Origin of the sequence: Solwaraspora sp. WMMD406 (assembly GCF_029626025.1) — a bacterium.
Taxonomy (GTDB): domain Bacteria; phylum Actinomycetota; class Actinomycetes; order Mycobacteriales; family Micromonosporaceae; genus Micromonospora_E.
Map to the genome: position 1 here is coordinate 53,162 of NZ_JARUBF010000001.1, position 24,727 is coordinate 77,888.

A 24,727-nucleotide genomic window follows, 5' to 3' on the forward strand; every position below is an offset into this window, starting at 1 on the left:
CACACCGGTGGCGATGTAGTCGCTGACCCGCTGCCGGGCGACGTCGGTCACGAGAGGCCCGAAGTCGACGTCCGGATCGTGTGCGGCACCGACGCGCGACCCCCGGATGCGGTCGGTGAGGCGGGCCACGAGCGCGTCGGCAGTGCGCTCCCCCACCGGTACCGCCACGGAGGCCGCCATGCAGCGTTCTCCGGCGGACCCGTACGCGGCCCCGACCAGGGCGTCGACGACCTGGTCAAGGTCGGCATCGGGCATCACCACGGCGTGGTTCTTGGCACCACCGAAGCACTGTGCCCGTTTGCCGTGGGCGGTGGCCGTGGCGTAGACGTGGCGCGCGGCCGTTGACGAGCCGACGAATCCCACCGCCTGCACCCGCGGGTCGGTCAGCAGCGGCGCGGCGGCCTCGCTGTCGCCGTTGACCACGTTGAACACGCCAGGTGGGCCTCCGGCGGCGGCGAACAGCTCGGCCAGCCGCAGCGGCACCGACGGGGTTCGCTCGCTGGGCTTGAGGACGAAGGCGTTGCCGCAGGCCAACGCGGGGGCGGCCTGCCACAGCGGGATCATCGCCGGGAAGTTGAACGGAGTGATGCCCGCGACGACGCCCAGCGGCTGCCGCATCGAGAACACGTCGATGCCGATGCCGGCGGAATCGGTGTACTCGCCTTTGAGTAGGTGCGGTACGCCGATGGCGAATTCGACCACCTCCGCTCCTCGCTGGATGTCACCGTGTGCGTCGGCGACGGTCTTGCCGTGTTCGGCCGACAGCAGCGTGGCGAGTTCACCGGCCTGCTGGTGGATGAGGGCCAACCACCGGATCAGGATTCGGGCGCGGCGCTGCGGATTCGTGGCGGCCCAGCCCCGTTGTGCGGCCGCCGCGTCGGCGAGCGCCGCGTGGACCTCGTCCGCCGAGGCCATCGGCACCTGCCGGGTGACCTGTCCGGTGCTGGGGTCGTAGAACGTCGCCGGATCGGCCGGTGCTGCCGGCGACGCGTCTGCCGGCGATGAAGTGGGTGAGCTGTTCCACGGCGTCTCCTGGTGGGAAACGGACGGCCTGGTCCTGGTGGGACGGCGGACGGGGCTTCTGGGTGGTTGCGGTGCCGGTCAGGCCGGCACGGGGCGCTGCTGCGGGCCGGTGTAGGCGCTCAGCGGGCGGATGAGCACGTTGGCGGTGAGTTGCTCGACGATGTGCGCGGTCCAGCCGGTGATGCGGCTCATCACGAAGATCGGTGTGAAGGTTGGGGTGTCGAAACCCATCACGTGGTACGCCAGTGCGGAGGGGTAGTCGAGGTTGGGGTGGATGCCCTTGCGTTGGAACATGGCGGTCTGGAGCCTGGCGTACACCTCGGCGAGCCGGCGGATGCGGTCGTCGGCGTGAGTGGCGATCAGGTTGTCCAGGGCGTCCTGCATGATCGGTACGCGGGAGTCGCCGTTCTTGTAGACCCGGTGCCCGAATCCCATGATCTTCTGCTTGGTGGCGAGAGCGTCGTCCAGCCAGGATTCCACCCGGTCCGGGTCGTCGATGGCGACGAGCATGTGCATGACCGCTTCGTTGGCGCCGCCGTGCAGCGGGCCCTTGAGCGCGCCGATCGCGCCGGTGACGGCGCTGTACAGGTCCGACAGCGTCGAGGTGATCACCCGGGCGGCGAAGGTGGAGGCGTTGAAGCTGTGCTCGGCGTACAGGATCATCGTGGTCTCGAAGGCGCGGACCACGTCGGCGGGCGGTACCTCGCCGAAGCACATGTGGAAGAAGTTCTCGGCGTAGCCGAGTGTCGGGTCCGGTGGGATGGGGTCCTGTCCCCGACGTCGGCGCAGGTCCAGGGCGACGACGGTGGGCAGCTTCGCGAACAGTGACAGGGCCTTGGCCTGGTTGGCCGCGCTGTGGGCGAGGTCCTCGGTCGGGTCCTGGGCGCCGAGGTAGGACACCGCGGTGCGCAGCACGTCCATCGGATGGCAGGTCTCGGGAAGCTTGCGCAACAGTTCCTGCCCGGTGCGGTCCAGGGACCGCTGGGCGGCCTCGGCGGCACGGAAGTCGGCGAGTTGGGTCGCGTGCGGCAGGTCGCCGTGCCACAGCAGGTGGGCGACCTCTTCCCAACTGCGGGAGGCGGCGAGGTCCTGCACGGCGTAGCCGCCGTAGGTCAGCGAGTTGGTCTCGCTGATCACGGTGGAGATGGCGGTGGTGTCGACCACCACGCCGGTCAGGCCACGGCGGATGTCGGTGCTCATCGGTGTCGTTCCTCCGGGATGTCGGGACGCGCCGCGCCCGCGTGGTGGTCAGGCGTCGGGTGGCAGGGTGAAACCGGCGACATCGGTGTCGAAGCGGCTGTACTGGTCGTAGTCGATGACCTCGTAGAGCCGGGAACGGGTCATCATCGTGTCGAGCAGCCCGGTGGCGGTGCCGTCGGCGGCGAGTCGACGCAGACCGGACTCGACCGCGCCCATCGCCAGTCGCAGCGTGGTGACCGGATAGATGACGAGGTTGTAGCCGAGGTCGCGGAGTTGGTCGGTGTCGAGGCTCGGGCCTTTGCCGAACTCGGTCATGTTGGCCAGCAGCGGCATGTCGACGGCGGCCCGGAAGGCGGCGAACTCCGCCTCGTCGGCCAGCGCCTCCGGGAAGATCGCGTCCGCTCCGGCGTCGGCGTACGCCTTCGCCCGGGCGATCGCACCGTCCAGGCCCTCGACCGCGCGCGCGTCGGTGCGGGCCATGATCAGGAAATCGGGGTCGCGGCGCGCGGCCACGGCGGCCCGCAGGCGACGGACCATGTCCTGCGGTGCGATCAGTGTCTTGCCGTCCAGGTGTCCGCAGCGTTTCGGGTTGACCTGGTCTTCCAGATGGCAGCCGGCCAGTCCGGCGTCCTCCAGCCGTTGCACGGTGCGGGCCGCGTTCAGCGGCTCGCCGAAGCCGGTGTCGGCGTCGACCAGCGCCGGCAGGTCGGTGCTGGCGGCGATGTCCGCAGCCCAGCTGGCGACCTCGGTCAGGGTGGTCAGGCCAATGTCGGGCAGCCCGGCGGCGGCCGACAACGCACCGCCGGAGACGTACACCCCCTCGAATCCGGTCTGCTGCACGATCCGGGCGGTCAACGGGTTGAAGGCGCCCGGTAGCCGCAGCAGTTCGCCGCTGGCCAGGCCTGCGCGCAGCGCCGCGCGTTTGGCGGTGGCGCTGGTGCGCGCGTACAGGTAGCTCATCGGAAGATTCCTCCCGGTAGGGCGGCGTCGGCGTGCGCGATCGCCGCGTGGTCGACCGTGGGGAACAACGCCGGCAGTTCCGCGCCGGTGAGGCCGGCGAGCCGGGCGGCGGCGTCGAGGAACACCCGCTGGGCGTCGGCGGGGACCACGCCCTCGGCGAGGGTGCGGAACTTGCGGACATAGGCCGGGCGGTCGAAGGGACGCGCGCCGTCGGGGTGGGCGTCGGCCAGGGCGAGGGAGTCCGCCAGGACGGTGCCGTCGGTGAGGGTGATCTCCAGGCGTCCGCCGAACGCCTTCTGCGTCGGATCCGGGCTGTGGTAGCGGCGGGTCCACTCCGGATCCTCGACCGTGGTGATCTTGTGCCAGAGGGCGACGGTGTCGGGGCGGCCGGCCCGGTGCGGGTCGTACGAGTCGACGTGGTGCCAGGCCCCGTCCTGCAGCGCCACGGCCAGGATGTAGGGGATGGAGTGGTCCAGCGTCTCCCGGCTCGCGGTCGGGTCGTACTTCTGCGGGTCGTTGGCTCCCGAACCGATCACGTGGTGGGTGTGGTGGCTGGTGTGCAGGACGATCGAGGCGATTCGGTCCGCCCCGGCGGCGGTGTCGATGCCGGGCAGCTTGTCGCGCATCGCGCGGGCGAGGTCGATGAGCGCCTGGGCCTGATACTCGGCGGAGTGTTCCTTGGTGTAGGTGCGCAGGATGCCACGCAGCGGATCCCCGGGTGCCGGTAGCGGCACGGTGTAGGTGGCGTCCGGGCCGTCGAGCAGCCAGGCGATGAATCCGTCCTCACCCTCGTAGATGGGTGCCGGGGCGCCCTCGCCGCGCATCGCGCGGTCGACCGCCTCGATCGCGGCCTTGCCGGCGAACGCGGGGGCGTACGCCTTCCACGAGGAGATCTCGCCCTTACGGGACTGGCGGGTGGCGGTGGTGGTGTGCACCGCCTGACCGATGGCCTGGTAGACCACCTCGGTGGGCAGACGCAGCAGTGCGCCCAGCCCGCACGCCGTCGCCGCGCTCAGATGCGCCACGTGGTCGATCTTGTGCTTGTGCAGACAGATCCCGGTCACCAGGGCCACGTGCACCTCGTAGGCGACCAGCAGACCGCGCAGCAGGTCCGCGCCGCCGGCACCGACGTGCTGGGCGACGGCGAGCAACGGCGGGATGTTGTCCCCCGGGTGGGAGTAGTCCGCCGCCAGGTAGGTGTCGTGGAAGTCCAACTCCCGCACGGCCGTGCCGTTGGCCCAGGCCGCCCACTCGGGCGACACCCGCAGCGCCGGGTCGGCACCGAAGATCGACGCGCCCGGGGCCATCCGATGCGGCCGGGCCTGCGCCCGGGCCACCGCGACCGGACGCCGGGACATCGAGGCCATCGCCACTGCGGCGTTGTCGATCACCCGGTTGGCGACCATCGCCGCCGCGTCGGCGTCCAGCGGAGCGCGCGCGGTGGCCACCTCGGCCAGAGCCCAGGCCAGTTGCCGTTCGCGGGGCAGCCGTTCCGCACTGGGCGATACGCGTACGACGTGCTCGATCAACGGGGACTCCTCAGGCTCGGCGGTCACCCTGTCAGGCTCACCGGCCGACAGGTCCTGCGTCGAGGCCCGGAAGATGCGTACTTTCCACCGCCGGGGCAGCAAAACTGCAACGTTTGCGAACTTTGCAAGTGTTATATTCGCAGCTCGTGGGCGCCGCGAGGAGGCGACGAGTGACGGCGGACAAGAAGCTGTACGCGCACGCCAAACTGCGCCGGCTCCGCCGCGAGCATGGCCTCACCCAGGCCGAACTCGCCCGCCGTCTGGACATCTCCACCAGCTACCTGAACCAGATCGAGAACAGCCAACGCACGCTCACCGCGCCCATCTTGTTGCGCCTGGCCAAGGTGCTCGGCGTCGATCCGGAACACTTCGCCGACACCGACGCGGAGCGACTCGGCGCCGACGTGCGCACCGCGCTGGCCGACGAGGCGAGCGGCGTGAGCGTCGACCCGGTCGAGGTCGTCGAACTCGTCCGCGACTACCCAGCCGCCGCCCGCGCCCTGGTCGCCCTGCACCAGCGCTACCAGGACGCCGCCGGACGGGTCGCCGCCCTCGCCGGACCCACCGGCAACCCGCCACTGCTCGGTGAGCCGCACGACGCCGTACGCGACTTCTTCTACGAGCACTACAACCACTTCGACCCGTTGGACACCGCCGCCGAACAGCTCGCGGGCCGGCTGCGGCTGGTACCCGGCCGGGCGACCGAGGCGCTCGGCCGATACCTGCGCGATCAACACGGGGTCGGGGTGGTCGTCACGGCTCCGACCGCCGAGTCACGCCGGTACGACCCGGACAGCCGGGTGCTCTACCTGGCCGCCAACCACGCCGACGGCCAACGCGCCTTCCAGATGGCCACCCAGCTGGCATTCCTCGAACACGGCGACCAGATCAGTGAGCTGGCGACCGGCCTCACCTCGCCGCCGGCGACCGCGCTGGCCCGCATCGGCCTCGGCAACTACTACGCGGGCGCGCTGCTGATGCCCTACACCGACTTCCACCGCCAGGCCGAACAACTGCGCTACGACGTCGACCTGCTCGCTGGCCAGTACGGCGTCAGCTTCGAAACCGTCTGCCACCGGCTCAGCACCCTGCAACGAACGACCCGCCGCGGAGTGCCGTTCGCCTTCCTGCGCGTCGACCGTGCCGGGAACATCTCGAAACGACAGTCCGCGACCGACTTCCACTTCTCCCGTTTCGGCGGCACCTGCCCACTGTGGATCATCTACGAGGCGTTCGCCGCCCCCGGACGGCTCCTCACCCAGGTCGCCGAGATGCCCGACGGCAAACGCTACTTCTGGATCGCCCGCACCGTCACCCACGGCGGACGCGGACACCACAGCCCGCGCAGCACCTTCGCCGTCGCTCTCGGCTGCGAACTTCGCCACGCCCACCGGCTCGTCTACAGCGACGGCATCGCCCTCGACGACCCCCGCACCGCCACCCCGATCGGCCTCGGCTGCCGCATCTGCGAACGCCGCGACTGCGCCCAACGCGCACGACCGCCCGCCGCCGGCGGTCTACTCACCGACGAGAACCGGCGCACCGTCATCCCCTACGCGGTGGACCGCAGATAGCATGCATCGACCGTGATGAGCAAACACTACGGCACCGGCGCAGCACCTTCTCCCAACGACTGGAGTTCAGGAGCTGCCCATCCGGGACTACGCGCCACCACACCACATGGGAACACACCGGCTACGGCTTCTACCGGCCGACGCCGACGGCACCCCTGCCCCCGGCGCACCTTCGGGACGTCGCCCTGGCCGTGTACCGACACCGGTACGGCCTGCCCGCCGAGCATCCGGTGGTACATCGCACGTTGCGTGCCGGTGGCCTGTTCGGCCCTGGCAACCCGCAGGTCTAGCGCGGCACCGCCACACGGGTAGTCGGCTTGGTAGATGCCGGCCAATTGGCGGGCTCTGACGCGATATCCTTGCCTCGCAGCCGGTCCGCTGCGGCATCCAGTCGCGGCGGCGCAAGAGGGAACCCGGTGTGAATCCGGGACTGCCCCGCAGCGGTAAGTGGGAACGACCATCGTCGAGGACACTGGACCCGATTCGGGTCTGGGAAGTGACGGTCACTAGGAAGCCCGGGATCTCCGGTCACGCCCACGAGTCCGAAGACCTGCCCGCTGTCCACATGCACGAGGCATGTGGCGAACTCGGTGACCTTCGAGGGCGGGTCGGCCATCAGCGACAGCACGTCCCCGTGCTGCGCTCGATCGCGCCCTCTCCCTGTCGAGTCTTCACGGCCGGAAGGAGACAGAGGTGCAGGCGTCATCGATTCGACAGCACCGTGTGCCGACCGGCACAGGGAGCCGCACCGCTGCTGTTCACGCTCAGAAGCAGGCCTCGCAAGGTCCGCATCCGCGCACACTGCGGAAATCGCCTCGACGTCAACCTGTGCGTCTGCCGGCCGATCACCCCTGTCCCGTACCACGAGCGGAGCATTCCATGAGCAAACCGCTGCGGCCCCAGGGCACGACCATCAACGGCGAAGACCTCGTCGTCCTACCGGTCGCCGACTACGAACGTCTCGCCACCGCGCGCCGGCAACTCGGAGCACGCGAGGCCCGGCTTCGTAGCCTGACCCACCAGGTGCGCGCCCTGACCGACCTGCTCACCGCGATCCAGCAGGTCCTCGCGGAAGGACCCACCGGTGCGGCAAGCGCTGCACGGACACCTCACCGGCGCGCAACGCGCGTTACGGTCGGCTGGACTGACCACCGGCAGCCAGATCATCGACGCAGACGAGCCGGTGCCCGCTATCGTCGACCTGCTCGCCGACGACCCGGCCGCCATCGTGGTCGTCGGCTCGCATGGCCGCACCGGGGTGGCGCGGATGCTGATCGGCAGCGTCACGATGGACCTGATCGAGCGCAGCCCCGTGCCGCTGCTGATCGCCCCGACCTCCTGACGACGGCGGCGGGGGGCGCGGATGGTAGACAGGTAGCCGTGGCACCCGGCCAGCGGATTTCTCGGGTCCGGGTCCGCGCCGGCCAGCCGCAGCAGCGTTTCCGCCGGCATGCCGGCACAAGTCCCGACGTGATCAGCGACAGGTGGCAGAGGTGCGGGTACCGACGCGTACGGCGTTGCTCGCCGTGACGGGCAACGCGGTGCTCATGGGAGCGGCGGGGGTCAGTGCCCCGCTGGGTTGGGTGCTGGTGCCCGGTGTGGCGGGAATGTCGGCCCGACCGCGGGTGGCAGTGCTCGTCTCTGGCTGGGCGGCCGTCCTGGTCGCGGTGTCCGTGATGCTTCCGATCATTCCGGGGCACCGTGGTGACGGCTTGTCGCTGACCGCGTCGGCGGTGTGCCTGTCCGCAGTTCCGCTGTTGGCGTGGGCGCGGCAGCACGCCGAGACCAGTCGGCTGGCGCAGGTGGAGGCAGCGCTGCCGGCCGTCACCACCAGCACGGTGGGACGCGCCGGCACGCGGGTGGCGATGGCCGTGTCGCGTATCCCGGGCGAGGTCGCCGCCCTGGTTCACACCGCCGATGGTGGCGCACGTGCTCTGGTCGGCATGGTGATGGGCCACGCCACCGACCCCGCCCGCTGTGCCGCCTGGGCCGAAAAGACGTTCGAGTGGGCAGCGGCGCAGCCGGACCTGACCCTGGATGATCTTCCCGCAGTGCTGGAGCCGGTGGTGCACCGTTGGGTTGGCGAGGGCTACCTGTCCGTCACCCTGATCGAGATCAGCGACCACGGCCAGGTCGACACCCTACGCTGCGGCGGTCCGGAGATCATCGCCCAGCCCGCCGTACCCGACGGTCATCCGGCTCCCGGCCCTGTGATCGCCGACGCCGGCCCAGGTGGGATCCCGCTCGGCCTAGGCGCGCAGCCGCCCAGCAGACGCCACTTGCCAGGAAACGCCCGAATTGCGATCGTCACCGCCGTATACGCCACCGCGCATTACGACGACTACCTGACCGCCGTGGAACGCGCCCTGGCCGCAGACACCGTCGAGATAGCCGCCGTAGCCCTGCTGCTCGCCGGCGACCCGTCGTCACCGGCCAGCATGGCCGGCCCTGCCCTGGTGCTCGACGCTGCAAACGGTGCTCAATGAACCACCCGGCACGATCGCCTCAGTAACCGGTCAACAGGGCTACCAGCTGCGGCGTCGCCGCTGGTGTGCTGGCCACGACCACCTCGTCCCCGCCCATACGTGCATGGCGTCGACTCTGGCCCGCGACCATTTGACCCGGCGGCGGCGAGTACGTCGCGTGTCGCGATCACGACGCTGCCGGGTGCCTTCGGCAGCAACGCGCGGACCTGCCGGGGCTCGGTCACATCGTCGAGAACCACCAACACCGGACGCTGCGCCGTGCAGGTCCGGAACAGGTTCACCTGCTCAGCAATCCCCACAGGGACATGACGACTGTCCACACCGAGGTCACGCTGACAACCGGCGACAGCCTCCGCCACTGCGGCCTCGCCACCCACCTCAGAACGCAGTGCCGTGAAGTCGACGAACAACTCATCACCCGGGAACCGGGCACCCACCCGCTCCGCGACCCGCCGAGCCAACGCCGTCTTACCCACCCCAGGAAGCCCACTGAGCAGCGAGATCCGTACCGCAGCCGCACCAGACCGCACCACAGGGCCAAGGTCTTCCAGCCGGCCCAACTCCCGAACCCGGTTGACGAAGTACCGGTCCGCCGCCAGAACCTGCCGAGGCACCCGAACGACCGCCGTCGGCACCGACGGCCCCCACCGCGGCGGGTTTCCACCCGCCTGTCGCAATTGAACCTCACGATACGCGACTTGACAGCACCTGACCGCAAGGTCATCCACCAGTCGACAACCGCCGTCCCAACACCGATGCCCCGTGAGGACCCCGAACAACGAACCACCCGAGGCGGCTTGTCAGCCCACACGACCAGTTCTGTCACCGCGCCGTCCGCCGATGCGCACTCGACTCGCTCTGCCCTACGCGACGGGTTACTGGTCGGCGAGGTCGATCAGCCGCACTAAATGCCCGGGGTCACCGCCGACCCGGGACCACACCGCCTCGGCAGGACTTCCCACTGCCGCCAACCGTCGCGGTGTCGCCACCGCCACCGCCACCGGCAACCCCGCCACCCCGGCATCAGTATGGATGGCGCGCTCGCCCGCCTCGGAGCAGACCATCACCACGGCGGTCACCGGCACCCCCTGGCGGTAACCCTCCAACGCCTCACCCGGCGACGGCCGCACAGCGTCTGTCGCCCGGGCCGGCGGGTCGGCATCGACGTGCAGCAGGAACCGCACCGCCCGATCGTTCTCGATCCACACCCCGTACGCAGCCGGTGCCACATCCGGCACACCCTGCTCCCGCAGCCACACTGCGGCCTCCAACGCCCGCCGCCACTCCGGCCAGGGCTGCCCAGCGCCACCAGCACCGGCCGTCCCACCAACCTCAACCGGTCGGCGATCGCCTCCCGACCATCAACGCTCAACTCATAGAACGCCAGATGCCGCGAGTCGTTGTCGAAGACGAACCGCCAGACCAGACCCGCCTCCACGAGCACCCCCAGATGCCGCACCGCCGCCGGACGACTGCCGAACAGCAACATCGCCACCTGCCCGGTGTGCAGAGCACCGTGCTCGGCCAACACCGCCAACACCGCCCAGTGCCGCTGGCCGAGCCCTCGCATACTTACCTGCCGGCGACCTGTCGGCGGGCGGGAGGAGAACTCGTCGGGTCCAACCTGGTACTGCCGCCCCATCCCCGGGTTACCGCCCACACCCGCGTCGTGCGGCCAACCGGTGGAGTCCCACCCTGACATGATCGCCACCGACGGACTGCGTCGCCAGTGTCAGATCAGAGACAATCCCTAAACTTGATCTTTAACCTGTGCGACAGACAGGCGGTGCGACCACGCGAACCAGCAGTCGATTGCATCGACGTGTGCAACCATGTCGCCGGTGCGACTTGGACGTCGATCACGCCGATGAGCTGCAAGAACCTCAGATCACACAGGTGCGGCTGGAGTACTAGTTGCGTACAACTACCTGCCGGTGGGCGTGGCCGGCGCCGAGCTACGACGTCACTCGCGCTACGACGCCTCCTGGCTGATCCGTTCCCACTCGCGGATGGCCGCAGGTTCCCATCTGGTGTGCTGATCGTGGAACAACCGCACGGCGCGTTCACCGATCCACGGGTCGGGCAGGAGTTCTGCCGGTAGCACCGGGTCGATCAGCGGTAGTCGGCGCCAGGCGTGCACGAGCCGGGTGAAGCGCACGATCGGGTCATCCGATGGCGGGCTGGTGAACTCGTCGATGAACTCCTGGTAGGCCCGTTCGAGCTCGTCGAGGTCCCACGATTGACGGACCAGGCTTGGTAGGTCACCGCCGCCGAGGTGCTCGGAGAGGAACAGCTGCGCCCGCTCGTACGCTCCCGCCTCGCGCAGCAGGAACTCGACCTCCTTGACCCGCCCGGTGTGGGTGCTGACCCAGGCGCCGGGTGCGGGCCGGCCGAAACCGAGCCAGCCGAGTCGGGTGTGCAGCAGGTGCCGCATCGCCCGGTCGCCCTCCGGGAGGCGGGCCAGTAGGAGCAGCCACCGGCGGTCCCAGCCGGGCTGGGCTCCGGTGAAGCCGAGGATCCGGCTGGCACCGATGTCGAGGAAGTGCTCGAAGGCGGGGCTGAGACGCCACCAGGTGTACCGGCCGTCGCGTCGCGAGATCAGCCAACCGTCGGCCGATGCGCGGACCAGGGCCTGCCGGCAGGCTGGCTCCGCGACCGCGAGGCGACCGAATGCGTCGATGAAGGCGGACGTCGGCGCGGGTCGTCGGGTCGGACGCAGGTAGTCGCCCAGCACGGTGATCAGTAGCCCGCGGACCCCGCCGGTGCCGGCGGCGTACCGGCGGGAGAGCACGAACCGTTCCCGGGACGCACTGCCGTACGGGCTCGACGCAGCACCGCCCTCGCCAGGCTCAGCCATGCTCGGATCGGGGCCCGGCCGCCGGTCCGTGCCCGAGGTCAGCTCGCATCCGGCGATTGTATTGCCGGTCTTGTCACCACCTGCCGTGCCACCTGCAGCGGCACCTGCCGTGGCACCTCATTCGACAGAACGGTTGACCGACGACACGAGTCTGTCACATCATCATATCGACAGACATCCATCCCACGATGATCATCGGGAGGACAACAGTGCATTCGCATCCCCGCAGAGCAGGGATCCGCCTGTTCGTCGCGGTCGCCATGTCCGTGGCGGTCAGCGCCGCGGTCAGCGCGGTCGTGGCGGCCCCGGCCGCCGCCGCGCCTGGCTGCCGAGTCGCCTACTCGGTCAGCTCACAATGGCCCGGCGGCTTCACCGGAAACGTCGCCATCACCAACATCGGCGACCCACTCAGCAGCTGGACGTTGACCTGGTCGTTCAGCGCCGGCCAGCAGGTGACCCTGGCCTGGAACTCCACCGTCAGCCAGAGCGGCTCACAGGTGACCGCCCGCAACGTCAGCTACAACGGCAACCTTCCCACCAACGCCAGCACGAGCCTCGGCTTCAACGGCTCTTGGAACGGCAGCAACCCGGCACCGACCAACTTCGCGCTCAACGGGACCACCTGCAACGGAACCACCCAACCGTCCCCGACCGTCAGCCCCACGGCCGGGCCGTCACCGAGCCCGAGCCTCAGCCCCACCCCCGGACCCACGACCAGCCCGACGACCGGCCCGCAACCGGCCCGCTCGATGGGCTTCATCGGCTGCTCGATGGCTGAAAACGTCGCCCAGGGCTACGTCGCCATCGGCGGCCAACGCATGTGGGGCCCCTACGGCACCGGCGGCGCGGTCGTCCAGTCCTGGACCAACACCAACTCCAGCTCCTGGCAGGCCTTCGACCGGCAGGCCGCCCAGTACGGCCGACCGACCGCAGTGTGGGTGCAGATCTGCATCTTCGCCCAAAATGGAGCGACCTACAACGAGGTGCGGCAGCTCATCGCCAACGCCCGCCAGCACGCCGCCCCTGGCGCGACCATCTACATCTCCGGCCAGCCGCTTTACGACCCCGGACAGACCTGCTTCCTCGCCGGCAACGGCGGCCCCGAGTTGACCGACAGCCTTGCCCGCCAAGCGGCCGCCGACGCGACGCAGAACGTGATCTACCCCGGGACGTTCCGCCTGCGCAGCAACGAGGTCTCGGACGGCTGCCACGCCAATACCACCGGCCAACAGTCCCTCGGCCGGCAGGCAATGGCTTACTGGGGTTAGTCGACAGTCCAGGCGACTGACCCGGCCGCGCGGGCAGCGGCAACGGCGGTGCCTCGTCACCAATCAGGCGACGAGGCACCGCTGCTTACCCACTCAGTCTACTCACAGGCCGACGGAGCACCGCTACCTCATGCCGCAGCGCGAGGACCTCGATCAGCAACGCCTTGTCGCCGCAGATCAACCACCCCAGCCCGCTGAACAGACGAACTATCCCCAGGCACAGCAACCACACAACAAATAAAGACGATCATCAAACCAAGCCGGGTCGAGGATTTGAACAGCGAAGTGGGTGAGAGCAAGGAGCTCGTGAACACGGGTCGACCAGACCGGGCAATGTTCACGTTCACCTGGGCAAACACCGCGTCCGACGGTGTTGACACCGACACCTCAAGCCATATCATAGACATGTATCTATTGATTGGGCGATTCGTTACCTCCCGCCGGGCACCCCTGCGCGTGGTCCCGGTGCCACTCGTGCCACACCACACCGGGCAGTTACCGCACCGCCCCGGCGTGGCCACCCGGCCGAGGACAGCACGCTCTGTCGATCCACCCGCATCTCCGTCAAGGAGTCAGCACATGCGCTCACATCGCTACCGGTCCCGGCTGTGGTCGGCCGTGACCGCGACGGCCGTGGTCGTCACCGGCGGGGTGGCCGTCACGGCCGCGTACGCCGCCACCGGATGCCGGGTCACCTACTCGGTCGCCTCGCAATGGACGAACGGCTTCACCGCCAACGTCGCCATCACCAACCTCGGAGACCCGGTCAGCACATGGACCCTGACCTGGACCTACGCCAACGGACAGCAGGTCACCCAGGCCTGGAACGCCACCGTGTCACAAAGCGGCGGCCAGGTCACCGCCCGCAACGCCAGCTACAACGGCACCATCGCCACCGGAGCGACCAGCTCCTTCGGCTTCAACGGATCCTGGAACGGCAGCAACACCGTGCCGACCAGCTTCGCCCTCAACGGCACCACCTGCACGGGCTCGGTCACCCCCACCAGCGCGCCCCCGTCCACCACCGCCCCGCCCACGACCACTCCACCGACGACCGCGCCGACGACCGTTCCGCCGGGTGACCCGACCTGGGGTACGGCCCTGCCGCCCGCCAGCGCACCAAAGAGCCGGGCGTACGAACTGATCGCCACCGCCAACGAGAAGGGCTATCTGCCACGATCCGGTGAATGCTCGGTCGAGATCCACGCCCGGTACTGGACGTTCGGGCCCGACGGGAAGGTCTACCCGACCTGGCATCCGACCCGGGACCCCAGCGGCTGCTACTTCGGCCACGAACACGGCGACGACCCGCGCACCTCGGACCTGTACGGCACCAACGGCTGGCCGGCCTTCGGGTACACCAGCGAGGTCATGCTGGACAGCATGCCCGACCACAGCCACCGGCACGAGGACCACGTCGGGCACAAGGTGCTCGTGGTGAACAACAGCAACGTCATCCAGGGCGACAACGGCACCAGCTTCTTCCCGCCGCAGGGGCCCACCATCGCTGTCTGTGACGTGCTGCTCAAGTTCCACCAGGGCACCCACTCGCCGGACGCGTTCACCAACAACGTGCACGAGCTGCTGCTGCACCAACGCTGCGCCGGTAGCAACAACGGACCGGTCACCGAGGCCCGGTTCAACGCGATGATCCCACTCGGCCGACCCGGCGGGTTCAGCCCCAGCGAATGCCCGGGCTTCGGCCGCCCGTTCATCAACGTCGCGCCCCCCGTGCCCGCCGACTCACCGTCGGACACCCGTTCACTGGGCAGGCTGATCGCCGAGACCAGCTGCATCCAGGCCATCCGGGAGGGCCGCACCCACAACGACCCGCTCTACCCGAACCCGGTGCCGTTCACCGTCTCCGACATGGACGACTTCTGGTTCTCCGACACCCGGGTGTCCGGCAACGGGGTCACCTTCCAGCTCGCACCGCTGTTCTACGTGGTCAACCCGTCGCGCTACTACGACCCGAGCCGGCCGAACAACATGGGCCGGATCGTCGACCTGTGCTACACCGACCTCGCCGGTGGTGACTACTGCGCCGAGGCCCACCGGGTCACCCAGCAGACCGGCCAGCAGCTCGCCTGGGACGATCCGCGCTCGCCGTTCAAGGGCACCCTGCGCGAGTTCCGACCGGGCACCTTCATGGTGAACAACACCGGCCCGGCCACGGTCTACACCGACGTGTACGGACGCAACCCGTCGAGCACGCCGTTCCCCGGCTCGATCAAGCAGTACTTCTCCGGCAACCAGGGCAGCGGCATGTACGTACGGGGTTCCATCAAGGACTACGCGGCCACTGGAGTCCACGCCCCAAACTGACCCATTCCGCCCCCAACGAAAGCAAAAGTGACAGCCGCCACATGACAGGCCCCGCAAGGTCACCAGGCACCCACCCAGGGTCAGACACGGGCCAAAAGGTCAAGGGCTTGCCCGCCATCGGGCATCCGCGGACAAGCCCTTGACCTGCTACAGCGGTTGAAGGATCTGACACGAAAATTCTCGGTGACTGGATGCGGACCTGTTCGGGTCAGCTGACTTGTGGGAGCGGGTCGAAGCGGACGGTCAGCCCGAGGCTGTTGGCCTCGCGGTTCATCCGTTTCATGGTGCGTCCGGGAGCTCGGGCTCCGCAGGTTCAGGCTCCGCGGACGAGGACGGCGCCGATCCGGTCGGTGCCGCCGGCGGGGCCGGCCGGGCGAGCGGGTCGAGCGGGTCGACGCGTACCCGTCCGGGTTGCCTGCTGGCCGCCAGCGGCGCCCTGCTGGTCGCGCTCTTCGCCATCGCGTACGCCGTGGTCGGGGGCGCCGGTCCCGACCGGACGGGTCAGCCAGCCGGCTCCGGTACGTCGGCCGTCGGCGGCGCGGGACCCAATGGGACGGGCCAGCCCACCGACGCCGCCGTGCCGGCGGGCGGCACCTGCATGGTCGTGACCGCCCGGGACGTGCAGGTGTTCACCTCAGCGATGACCGAGGAGGTGTCGACCATCTGGCGCCGCGGCACGAAGTTCTGGGCTTACCGGGACGGGAGCGTCCAGTCCCGGTACCGCACAGTACTGCGTACCCGCCGGGACGGTTGGGTGACCAGTGACAGCCGCTACATCGACCCGGCCACCGGATGCCCGTGAGCCGCGCCGGCGGCTCCCTGTGAACCCTGCGACGCTTCGTCAGGTCGCACGCAGCAGCGCTGCCAGTTCTACCTCAACCCCTGACCGTCCCTGGACCGGACGCCACGGCAGCCGCTTATCCGGCCGGCTACCGGGAAGCAGGCGCACAGCGCCGCCCGACGACGGTGCGGGCGGGAGAGCGCTGATGAACCGGATCGCCGACATCTGGGGCCCGGACGCCGCACGCGATCGACACGCCCTGGCCGGTGCGGGTGGACAGCGGTGCGGGCGAGCGCCGAACTGCTGCTGTCCCAGGCGAAGATCCGCATGTCGTTGGAGGGTGCCTCCCAAGCTTGACCTGACTCGTCGCGGTCACCGCACACCCTTAGGTGGGTGGGCAGGTGCGGCTGCGGCGTCTGAGGGCAATGGCTGCTGGGGAGGTCGAGAGAGGCGGGCGATCTCCGCTTCGAGGTCGGCTACGCGCTTCTCCAGCTGTACACGGGTCGGCCGCGGAGCGACCGCTGTGTCCGCTCCTGATCTGCCCTTCACGGGCGTCGGTGGCACCAGCCAACCTACTCGCTGGAAGGCGACGATGGGTTGCTCGTATTGGCAGATCCAGCATGTCGTCATCGGGTCCGGCTCGAGGTGACCCTGCTCGATCCGGCGGATGGCCTGCGCGTACTCGGCTACGCCGAGATGCTCTTTAATCTGCTCCATCCGAGCCTTGCGCTGCGCGACAGCGTCGGGATCGTTCGGTTCAGTCTGCCGATGGCCGTCCGCTGGCTTCCAATTCAGCGGCGTGATCTGGTGGTCGAGGTGTCCGCATTCCAGCTTCACGGCCCAGTAGCCGACCGTCTCAGGTTCGCGCCGCAGGCCCCTGTCACCTTCGAGATCCAGCGTTGACCGGGTCAGATAGTGGCTCACCGCCCGGTAGGGTGTCTCGGGGGCCCGGTGACTGGTGCAGGTGTAAGCCCCTTTACGCAGCGGGCTACCGCCCCACGACCATGTCATTTCCGTCAGTGGCCGCTCGTCGCCAAGCGTCAGGATCTCGACAATGTCGCCGCAGCCGAGCTGCATCCGCCACCGGAACATCAGCTCCGCATCCGGAACCGACGACCGTATCAACGTACGATCTTCTCTCTTCACGGCTGCCAGGGCCTCGGCGCGGCGTTCGTTGTATTCGCGTAGCACCACAGCGACGGGCCGGGCGCGGCCAGGCAGCCGCCGCTCCGACTCGTGGTGCTCGTACGTCGTGCCTTCGCGCCGCGCCTTTCGTACCCGTTCCTCCGCACTGCCCTGAAGGATCTCCGAGATTCGGCGGATCTGATCGGGGCTCATCGGAGGCGGTGGGCAGCATCGTCCGCAATGGTTGACCGCGCTACCCGCCATACTCCATCGCCCGGCGTGGCAGTAGGGGTGCCGCTGCTTGAAAGCCTGCTCCGCAGCCGTACGGGCGGCCTGCTCCTCGACGCTCAGATGCATCGTGCCCTTGCCGGTCCACGACGGCGACCCACCGAGCGAGATGAGTTCCTCGCCGCAACCGGGACACGGTTCGCCGGCCATCATCTGTTCGTGAGTCAGCCGGTCCGACTCCGTATATGTCGGCACGGACCACGCTTCGCACTGGAGATACTTCGTGACGCCGCTGGCGACCATCCGATGGAGCTCACCAAACCTGCGGCAATCCATGCAGTACGGAGTTCCGTCGTCCGCCTTGGCCGGCAACTTGCGCAATGCGGCCTTGGTAATCAACGCCCGTTCTGTCACGCAAGCGGCCTTCCGTGCGACATCGACGACTCAGGCTATTCACCTTACAGCCAAGATCGGGTGAGACACCCCGTATGGCTATCGACTTCCCACTCAATCTTGCTGGCACTCCTCGGAGTTCGCGGTCTCAGCGTGCCCATCGGCGCCGAACCGCTACCTCGGGCGGAGATCGATCATGGCCTTCCCATCTACCGCGGGTGAAATTTCCGAGCGCACCGACTCTCACTTATGGCCTGGTGTGAATGCCACGTGAACTGGTCAAACGTGCGGGAAGCGGGCTACGGATCAGAAGGTTAGGGGTTCGAGTCCCTTCGGGCGCGCGAGATCAACAGGGGTCCGAGCTGCGGGAGTGCGGTTCGGGCTCTTCTTGCTGTCCGGCCGGTGTGGACGGTGGGTGTCACGTGGGTGCCACCCCCGTCGGCGGTTTCCCCGAGCCTCTCGGCCTGTTGACCTGCGGTTTCGCCGCCGCAGCCGGGTGGTGGGTGCCGGGGCACCTGGTTTCGGCCGGCGGATGGGCCGGTTGTTCCGGGCCTTGTTCCTGATCTTCTTGCGGATGCGGCGGGCCGCGTTGAGGACGAGGTTGGCGGTGGCGTCGGCGCAGCGCCGCTGCACCTCGGGCAGGACACTGGTGTAGTCGGCGGTGACCACGACGCTGGAATGCCCGAGCAGATCCTGCAGGGTCTTCAGGTCGGCGCCGGCCGGGTGCGCCAGGGACGCCGCACCGTGGCGCAGGTCGTGCAGCCGCACCGGGGGCAGCCCGATCCGATGGACGAGTTTGCGGAACCGGGTGGTGGCGTAGTTCGGGTTGATCGGCAGCCCGTCGGGGCGGGTGAACACGTATCCGGTGTCGGTCCAGGGCGTTGTACCTGCCGAAAATGTCATCCGGGCAGTTCAGACGGCACGTTGGGACTGCCAGTTGGTCGTCGGAGTGACCAGCGTCGTAACCACGCGCGGTAACGTGGCGGGGTGGTACGGGACGAGCGGGTGGTGGGGCGGTATCCGTATCCGGGGATCACGCCGGGTGAGTTCGAGGAGTTCGTCGCCGGGGAACTGTTGGGGGCCGCAAGGTCCCAGGTTGACGGGCTAGTGGTGAGTACGCATGAGAAGGTCGCCGGGGTGGACGGGATCTACGAGTTTGACGCGACCGCGCGGTACCGGTTCGCCGGGATGGAGTTCGTGGTGGTGGTCGAGGCGAAGTTGCACCGGAACCCGATCAAGCGGGAGTTGGTGCAGGTATTGCGGCAGAAGGTGCTGAGCGTGGGTGCGCACAAGGGGGTGTTGGTGGCAACCTCGGCGTTCCAGGCGGGGGCCGTCGAGTTCGCCAGGACTCACGGGATCGCGCTCGTCACCATTGCCGAGGGGCGGTTCGTCTTCACCACTCGGGACACGGGCAAGGCCGCCCGGCCCGCGCTCGTGGCCTGCTACCACGGTGGAGTGGGCGCTCGGGGGATGGTGTTGGCCGCCGACGACGAGGACCATCCGGAGTGTGTCGCGGAGTTCCTGTTGGGGCAGCCCAGGGTCTGACTCACGCGCCGACGTGGACGTGGGACGCCCACACCAGCGGGTCATCGGGGTGGCGGTCGCGTAGGGTGCGGATAGCGGTGTGCACGGCTGTCGCGATGTCTCTGCCCGCCGCGATCGCCGGGTAGACCAGTTCCGCGAAGTCCACGGCGGGCTGGTCGCCGATCGGCCACAGGGTGCCGATCACGTGCCGGTACCCCGCCAACTGGAACGCCGATGCCAGGTGGATCACCTCGTCCGCCAGCCGCCCGCCGGGGCGGGCTGTCGAGCACGCGGACAGGAACGCCAGATCGGCGTCCAGGCGCAGGTGTGCAAGGTCCAGCGCGGTGAGTGGGTGGTTGTGGTGGTCGGCCAGCAGAAGCTGGCTCTCCGAGGGGTTGGTCAGATCGCTGTTGCCGTGGCAGGCGAAGTGCGCAATCCGCGCCTTTGGCAGGGCCGCGAGGACAGTGTCGCGGGTCGCCGCGGTCCCGCTGACCACGTCAACCGCGCCGGGCAGGTGGGTGCGCACCACCGCCGCCTCCCGCTCTGCGCCGGGCAGCGGGACGTCGTGGCCTGGCGTGCGCGGCATCGCCACGACTAGTGCGCGGTCGGCGCGTGGCCTGGCGGGGTCGGCACCACGCCTCGAGTGCACCAGCGCCCGGAGGGTCGGCGTGGTCGAGCACACCACCCGGTCCACCACTGTGAGCGACCCCGTGCCGTGGTAACCCGCTGCGTGCAGCGGCAGCAGCGAGAGCAGGCCGGACGGGCACCACCACAACCGTTCGGCGGCACCCAGGTGGTCGAGCACCGGGCCGGCTACCGCGTCCCAGATCCACTCCAGCGTGCGTATCACCCGGTCGCGCCCGGCGGCCCTGCTCCGGGCCGTCCCGGACCGGGTGTCCTCGACCGCCTGGAGAAAGCCCAGCACCTCCTCCATGACGACCCGGGGCGTGAGCGCGGGCAGCGGAACGGGCGTCACCTCGGCTGCAGCGGACAGGATCAGCGCGTACGACCCGAAGTCGGACACCACGACGACCACGGCGTGCCCCTCGGCAGGCGCGAGGTCGCACACGGTCGACGGGCGCAGAAACGTGTCGAAACCGGGCAGCGTCCGGATATTCGCGAGCAGCCGGTCGTACCGCGTGGCCAGCCCGCGCCGCGTCGCGACGTCGGTGTCGGGGTCCTCGAACACCGCGCACAGCTCGGTGAACATCGTCGCGAACGCGGGTTGGCGCTCGGCGAGCGCGGTGAGGTCCGTCCGGCTGTCCAGCGCGTGCCCGAGTAGTAGCCCGCGCCCTTGCTCGAACAGCTCAACCGCCCGCGTCGGCAACCCCGCGCGCACACAGCACGCGGCGGCGTCCGCGCCGAGCCCCGCCATACCGTCGATCAACGCCTCGCGGTCGCGCCAGGTAAGGGATCGGGACACGGTCCGCCCCACCAGGTCGACCGCCGTCCCGTACGCCTCGGCGGCCTCCGCCCACCGCCCGTCGGACGCCGCCAACCCGGCCCACTCCGCGGCCGCCGCGGCGCGGACGCGCGGTGCACCCACATCGGTCGACGCCGCCTCCCGGGCCGCCGCGAGCCCGGCCTCCAGATCCGTACCGGTCACGGCGTTGCGTCGGCGCAACACCCGGCCGAGGGAGAGCAGGTGGAGCGGCCGGTCGGAGTGGTCGACGGGGAGTTCTGCCAAGGACTTGCGGGCGCCGTCGACCGCGTCGTCGAGGGTTTCCCGTCGTCCGGTCCGGTCGTGCAGGTGCAGCAACGCCTGCGTGAGGTTCAGCAACGCGGGCGCGCGTCGCGGATCGCCGGGAGCCAGCGCCTCCACGGCAGCCCGGCACACCTCCAGCGCTTCGTCGAGATCGGCGGGGGCATCGCCGACGCTGAACCGGATTCGGAGGAACGTCCCGAGGTTCGACAGGCGCAGCGCGCGACTGGTGTGTTCCGGCGAGGTCGCCTTGACGGCCTGCCGGCCGGTGTCGATCGCCTCGTCCAGGTCGGCGCGGTCCTGCCGGCAGTCGAACCGGGTGTAGAGCGCGGACGAGAGGTTGGCCAGCGCCATCCCGCGTTCGTAACTCACGGCGGACATGGCCGACACGGACCGGCGCAGCGCGTCGATCGCCTCGTCCAGGTCGGCCTGACCGCTCGTGCGGCGGAACCGGGCCAACAGCGCGCCGCCGAGGTTGCCCAGGTAGGGGCCAAGAAACGGGGTGCCCTTGAGCGCGGCCCCAACGGCGGCCCGCCCGGCCTCGACCGCCTCGTCGACGTGCTCGATGCGGTCGGTACGCTCGAACAGCAGGCGGAGGGACATGCAGAGGTTCGACAGGTCGGTGGGCGAGGGCTCGGTGTTCGACGCCATCGCGTCGCGGGTGTACCGGATGGACTCGTCCAAGTCCTCGGGCGCGCCACCGTTCTGGTACCGCTGGGATAGGGCGCTCGCCAGCGTGGACCTGCGCCCGGCGAGTTCCGGGTCGCCGGATGGCGTCGCCTCGATCGCGGCCCGCCCCGCTGCGATGGACTCGGTCAGGTCCTCAGACCGTCCAAGATGGACGAACCGGATCCGGAGGAGGTTGCACAGGTCCTTCAGGTGCTCGGCCGGTGACTCGCCCGCGTCGAGCGCGTCCTGCCGCGCTCGCACGGCCCGGTCGAGGTCCGCCAGGTCACCGGTGCGGATGAACCGGTTCCACAGCAAGTCGGACAGTTCACCCGGATCGGACGCCGCGTCGATCCGGGCGCTCAACCCGGCCTCGTGATCGAGGAAGTTCGCCAGGGTGCGTCGCGTGGTGTCGAGGTTGGTTTTCAACGCCTCGATGTCGGGATGGTCTGGCCACTCGTCGACCGCCGCCTGGCAGGCCGCGACGGCGTTCTCCAGGTCCTGCCGACTGCCCAGCCGCTCAGCCCGGGTCAGCAGGGTGATTCCCAGGTTGGACAGGCACATCGCCTGGATCGGAGCGTCCGGCGGGGCGTCCTCGACGGCGGCCTGGCACTCCTCTACCGCCTCGTCCAGGTCGTCCTGGTCGCCGTCGCGGTCGAACTTCGTCATCAGTGCGGTACCGAGGTTCGTGCGCAGGTGCGGGAGTTCGGCGTGCCCGTCCTCGGCGTGGTCGATCGCCCGGCGGAACAGGCGGACAGCCCGGTCCAGGGCGTCCGGATCGGTGTCGGCGTCGCGGTACTGGACGCGGCCGAGCTTGCCGAGCGTAGCGGCGCTGTCCGGTGCGGCGGGCGGGTACTTGTCGAACTGCTCGGCGATCAACGTCGGGACGTGCGCCCGACCGCCCATCCGGTACAGCGGCGCGAGCAGGTCGAGCGCGACCATCATCAGCTCCGTGGCGCCCTCGGGCGTGCCACGCGCCTCGATCCTCGACAACAGCAGCAACCCGGCCGTCTGCGTGACCTCCACGTCGTCGAGCGGGTCCGGCACCGCGCACAGCAGGTCGACCAGCTCGTCGAGCGCTTCGGGGACGAGCACCTCGTCGGCATCGCGGGTACCACCGAACGCGGTCAGACGCTCGCGCAGGGCGGTGATCAGGTTTGATCGCTCGGTCGCGGAGAACCCGGACCCCATCAGACCGTCGCGGGCCGTCACGAACTCCCGCGCGAGTTCGAGCGCCACAGCGTGCGCGCCCTCACCGATGCCGCCCGCGAGTCGCACGAGTTCGGCGCGGTGTATGCCGCGCACCCTTGGCGCGGCCCAGCTCACGGTCCGCTCCAGGATCCACAGCTCCATCACGCGGTCGTCCTCGACCACCGCGGCGACCGCTTCCTCGCGGTCACCGAGGACCTGCTCGACGATGTCCGGTGTGGTCAGCGCCATCGCCCGGATCAAGGCGGTTCGGGCTTCGGCCAGCAGGGCACGCTCGCGGGTCACCTCGAACGCCCGGCGCAGCACGAACCCCAGGTGCGTCATACGCCGGGCCAGGTCGACGTCGTCCTCGGCGTCGACCCCGACCGCCTCCCGAGCAGTGTCGAGGACCTCACGCAGCACGTGCGGGTCCTTGTTATGCCCCGTCAGCTGGTGCAGCGCAACAGACAGCGAGTACAGCAGGTCGCCGCGCAATGGCTCGTCGTCGGCCAATTCGGCCAGGACCATCCGGCAGGTCGCGATCCCCTCGCGCAGGATGTCCTCGTCCCCGGTCCGGTCGGCCAGGTCCACGAGTGCGTCGGCGAGCACCGCGACCTCGCCGAGCCCGGCCTCCGTGACGGCCTCGTCCGCCATTACCTCGACGGCGTCCTGCACAAGGGAGGGGTCTTCGGTCCACCGGTAGAGCACGCGCAGGGTGTTCGCGGCGTTCATGAGCCGGGAGTCCAGGGAAGCGTGGGTGTCCGGCGTCGCGCGCAGGACCCGCGCGTGCGCGGCCAGCGACTCATCCAGCAGCGCGGCTTCCTTGGTGCGCAGGAACAGTTCCCTAAGGAAGACGGCCTGGTTGGCGACAGTCGGGAGCAGATCGGGGTCGGCTGCGATCGCGGCCCGGCCGACGTCGACCGACTCGCGCAACGCCTCGCCGTCGTTCAGGTACTCGTACCGGGCTTCCAGAGACGCGGCCAGGTTCGTCAACGCGAGCCCGCGCTCCTCGTCGTTCTCGGCGGCGTGGACGGCGGCTCGCGCGGTCGTGATCGATTCGTTGATCACCGCCTCGTCCCCGGTGCGCGTGAACTCGACCCGGAGCGTGCCGCTGAGGTTCGCGAGGCGGGTCGCCCCGCCCTCGGTAGGAGATGCCACGTCGGTGCCCGACTCTGCGAGGGTCCGCGCCACGTCGGCCGCCTCGCGCGCCGCCTCCAGGTCGCCGGTCGTGCGGGCGAGTTCGACAAGGGCCGTGTGCAGACTCCGCAGGCACCGGGCGTTCCTCGCCCGGTCGGCGACACCGACGGCCGCGCGGTAGACCCGGATGGCCGCCTCCAGCGCCTCCACATCGCCGTGCTCCTCGTACCACTCGTACAGCGCACCGCCCTGCTCGGTGTAGGCGTCCGGGTCGTCGCTGTACCCGAACACAGAGTCGTCCGACTCGGTGATCTCCGGCGTGTGGTCGAACAACTGGCGCACCTGGTCCGGCAACGAGTCGGGTGCGACCCGGTACACCTCGCCCAAGAACAGCAGGGCGTCCTGCAGGTCCTCGGTTCCCTGCCGCGCGCGGTACCGGAGCAAGTGGAGCCGCCCGATCACCGTCAGCGCGACTACGTCGACAGGCAGGTCGGGCGTCGACGCAGGTCCGGACACCCGCAGCTGGAGCAGATTCGCCTCATCCAGCGCGTCCTCGGTCAGGACTGCGGCGTAATCACCCGTCCGGCGCGCCTCGTCGAACCGCGCCAGGATCGCCTCGACCAACTGTTCCCGCACCCGGACCTCCCGTTCACCACCGCTTCCGCCGCAACTTACCTAGTATCGGCTCCCCATTGTCGGAACTCTAGATTCCTGTAGGGTGCCAAACCAGATTCCGGTTGCTGGCCTGCGAGTTTGTGGAT

The 24,727-nt window shown here is 69.5% G+C and carries 15 protein-coding genes, 1 pseudogene and 1 riboswitch; of the genes and pseudogenes, 7 read left to right on the forward strand and 9 right to left on the reverse strand.

The window, feature by feature from the left end; translation table 11 throughout:
- Positions 1–21: 21 nt before the first annotated feature.
- The 4 genes and pseudogenes from O7632_RS00250 to O7632_RS00265 form a co-directional block, all read right to left on the reverse strand.
- Positions 22–915 (reverse strand): annotated as a pseudogene (locus O7632_RS00250) (aldehyde dehydrogenase family protein); the annotation flags it as partial.
- A 186-nt stretch (positions 916–1,101) separates the two neighbouring features.
- Positions 1,102–2,223, reverse strand: coding sequence for a bifunctional 2-methylcitrate synthase/citrate synthase (locus O7632_RS00255; RefSeq protein ID WP_278110339.1), 1,122 nt, complete (start codon positions 2,221–2,223; stop codon positions 1,102–1,104).
- A 48-nt stretch (positions 2,224–2,271) separates the two neighbouring features.
- A complete protein-coding gene (prpB, locus tag O7632_RS00260) occupies positions 2,272–3,183 on the reverse strand; it encodes a methylisocitrate lyase (protein WP_278110341.1) in 912 nt (303 codons plus the stop codon).
- Positions 3,180–4,739, reverse strand: a complete 1,560-nt coding sequence (locus O7632_RS00265; protein WP_278110343.1) for an MmgE/PrpD family protein — start codon at positions 4,737–4,739, stop codon at positions 3,180–3,182. The genes prpB and O7632_RS00265 overlap by 4 nt, the downstream gene beginning before the upstream one ends.
- 143 nt (positions 4,740–4,882) lie before the next feature.
- Here O7632_RS00265 and O7632_RS00270 point away from each other — a divergent pair, with 143 nt between their 5' ends.
- From O7632_RS00270 to O7632_RS00280, 3 genes are all read left to right on the forward strand, one after another.
- Positions 4,883–6,286 carry a short-chain fatty acyl-CoA regulator family protein gene (locus O7632_RS00270; protein WP_278110345.1) on the forward strand — a complete coding sequence of 468 codons (1,404 nt, stop codon included), beginning with the start codon at positions 4,883–4,885 and terminating at the stop codon, positions 6,284–6,286.
- Positions 6,287–6,640: 354 nt separating this feature from the next.
- Positions 6,641–6,859: riboswitch (cobalamin riboswitch) on the forward strand.
- 511 nt (positions 6,860–7,370) lie between these two features.
- A complete protein-coding gene (locus tag O7632_RS00275) occupies positions 7,371–7,628 on the forward strand; it encodes a universal stress protein (protein ID WP_278110346.1) in 258 nt (85 codons plus the stop codon).
- Between the two features lie 151 nt (positions 7,629–7,779).
- Entirely contained in the window at positions 7,780–8,772 is a 993-nt protein-coding gene (locus O7632_RS00280; RefSeq protein ID WP_278110348.1) for a hypothetical protein, read from the forward strand.
- A gap of 875 nt (positions 8,773–9,647) precedes the next feature.
- Here the strand turns inward: O7632_RS00280 and O7632_RS00285 are convergent.
- Both O7632_RS00285 and O7632_RS00290 read right to left on the reverse strand, forming a co-directional pair.
- Positions 9,648–10,043, reverse strand: a complete 396-nt coding sequence (locus O7632_RS00285) for a hypothetical protein (RefSeq protein ID WP_278110349.1) — start codon at positions 10,041–10,043, stop codon at positions 9,648–9,650.
- 701 nt (positions 10,044–10,744) lie between these two features.
- Complete coding sequence (locus O7632_RS00290; RefSeq protein WP_278110352.1) at positions 10,745–11,629, reverse strand: PaaX family transcriptional regulator C-terminal domain-containing protein; 885 nt, start codon at positions 11,627–11,629, stop codon at positions 10,745–10,747.
- Between the two features lie 209 nt (positions 11,630–11,838).
- Here O7632_RS00290 and O7632_RS32165 point away from each other — a divergent pair, with 209 nt between their 5' ends.
- The 3 genes from O7632_RS32165 (at position 11,839) to O7632_RS00305 (ending at position 16,024) form a co-directional block, all read left to right on the forward strand.
- Complete coding sequence (locus O7632_RS32165; RefSeq protein ID WP_347403548.1) at positions 11,839–12,897, forward strand: cellulose-binding domain-containing protein; 1,059 nt, start codon at positions 11,839–11,841, stop codon at positions 12,895–12,897.
- A gap of 579 nt (positions 12,898–13,476) precedes the next feature.
- Positions 13,477–15,222, forward strand: a complete 1,746-nt coding sequence (locus O7632_RS00300) for a cellulose binding domain-containing protein (protein WP_278110354.1) — start codon at positions 13,477–13,479, stop codon at positions 15,220–15,222.
- Between the two features lie 217 nt (positions 15,223–15,439).
- Positions 15,440–16,024: a hypothetical protein gene (locus O7632_RS00305; protein ID WP_278110355.1), complete on the forward strand. Its 585-nt coding sequence runs from the start codon at positions 15,440–15,442 to the stop codon at positions 16,022–16,024.
- A gap of 351 nt (positions 16,025–16,375) precedes the next feature.
- On the opposite strand, the gene O7632_RS00310 is transcribed toward O7632_RS00305, so the two are convergent.
- The gene (locus O7632_RS00310) at positions 16,376–17,770 is read right to left on the reverse strand and encodes a hypothetical protein (protein ID WP_278110357.1); all 1,395 of its coding nucleotides are present in this window, start codon (positions 17,768–17,770) and stop codon (positions 16,376–16,378) included.
- Positions 17,771–18,055: 285 nt separating this feature from the next.
- Positions 18,056–18,652: a tyrosine-type recombinase/integrase gene (locus O7632_RS00315; protein WP_278110359.1), complete on the reverse strand. Its 597-nt coding sequence runs from the start codon at positions 18,650–18,652 to the stop codon at positions 18,056–18,058.
- A gap of 84 nt (positions 18,653–18,736) precedes the next feature.
- On the opposite strand from O7632_RS00315, the gene O7632_RS00320 reads away from it, so the two are divergent.
- Positions 18,737–19,294 carry a restriction endonuclease gene (locus O7632_RS00320; protein ID WP_278110360.1) on the forward strand — a complete coding sequence of 186 codons (558 nt, stop codon included), beginning with the start codon at positions 18,737–18,739 and terminating at the stop codon, positions 19,292–19,294.
- 1 nt (position 19,295) lies between these two features.
- Here O7632_RS00320 and O7632_RS00325 read toward each other — a convergent pair whose 3' ends face one another.
- A complete protein-coding gene (locus O7632_RS00325; RefSeq protein WP_278110362.1) occupies positions 19,296–24,602 on the reverse strand; it encodes a CHAT domain-containing protein in 5,307 nt (1,768 codons plus the stop codon).
- Between the last annotated feature and the right edge of the window lie 125 nt (positions 24,603–24,727).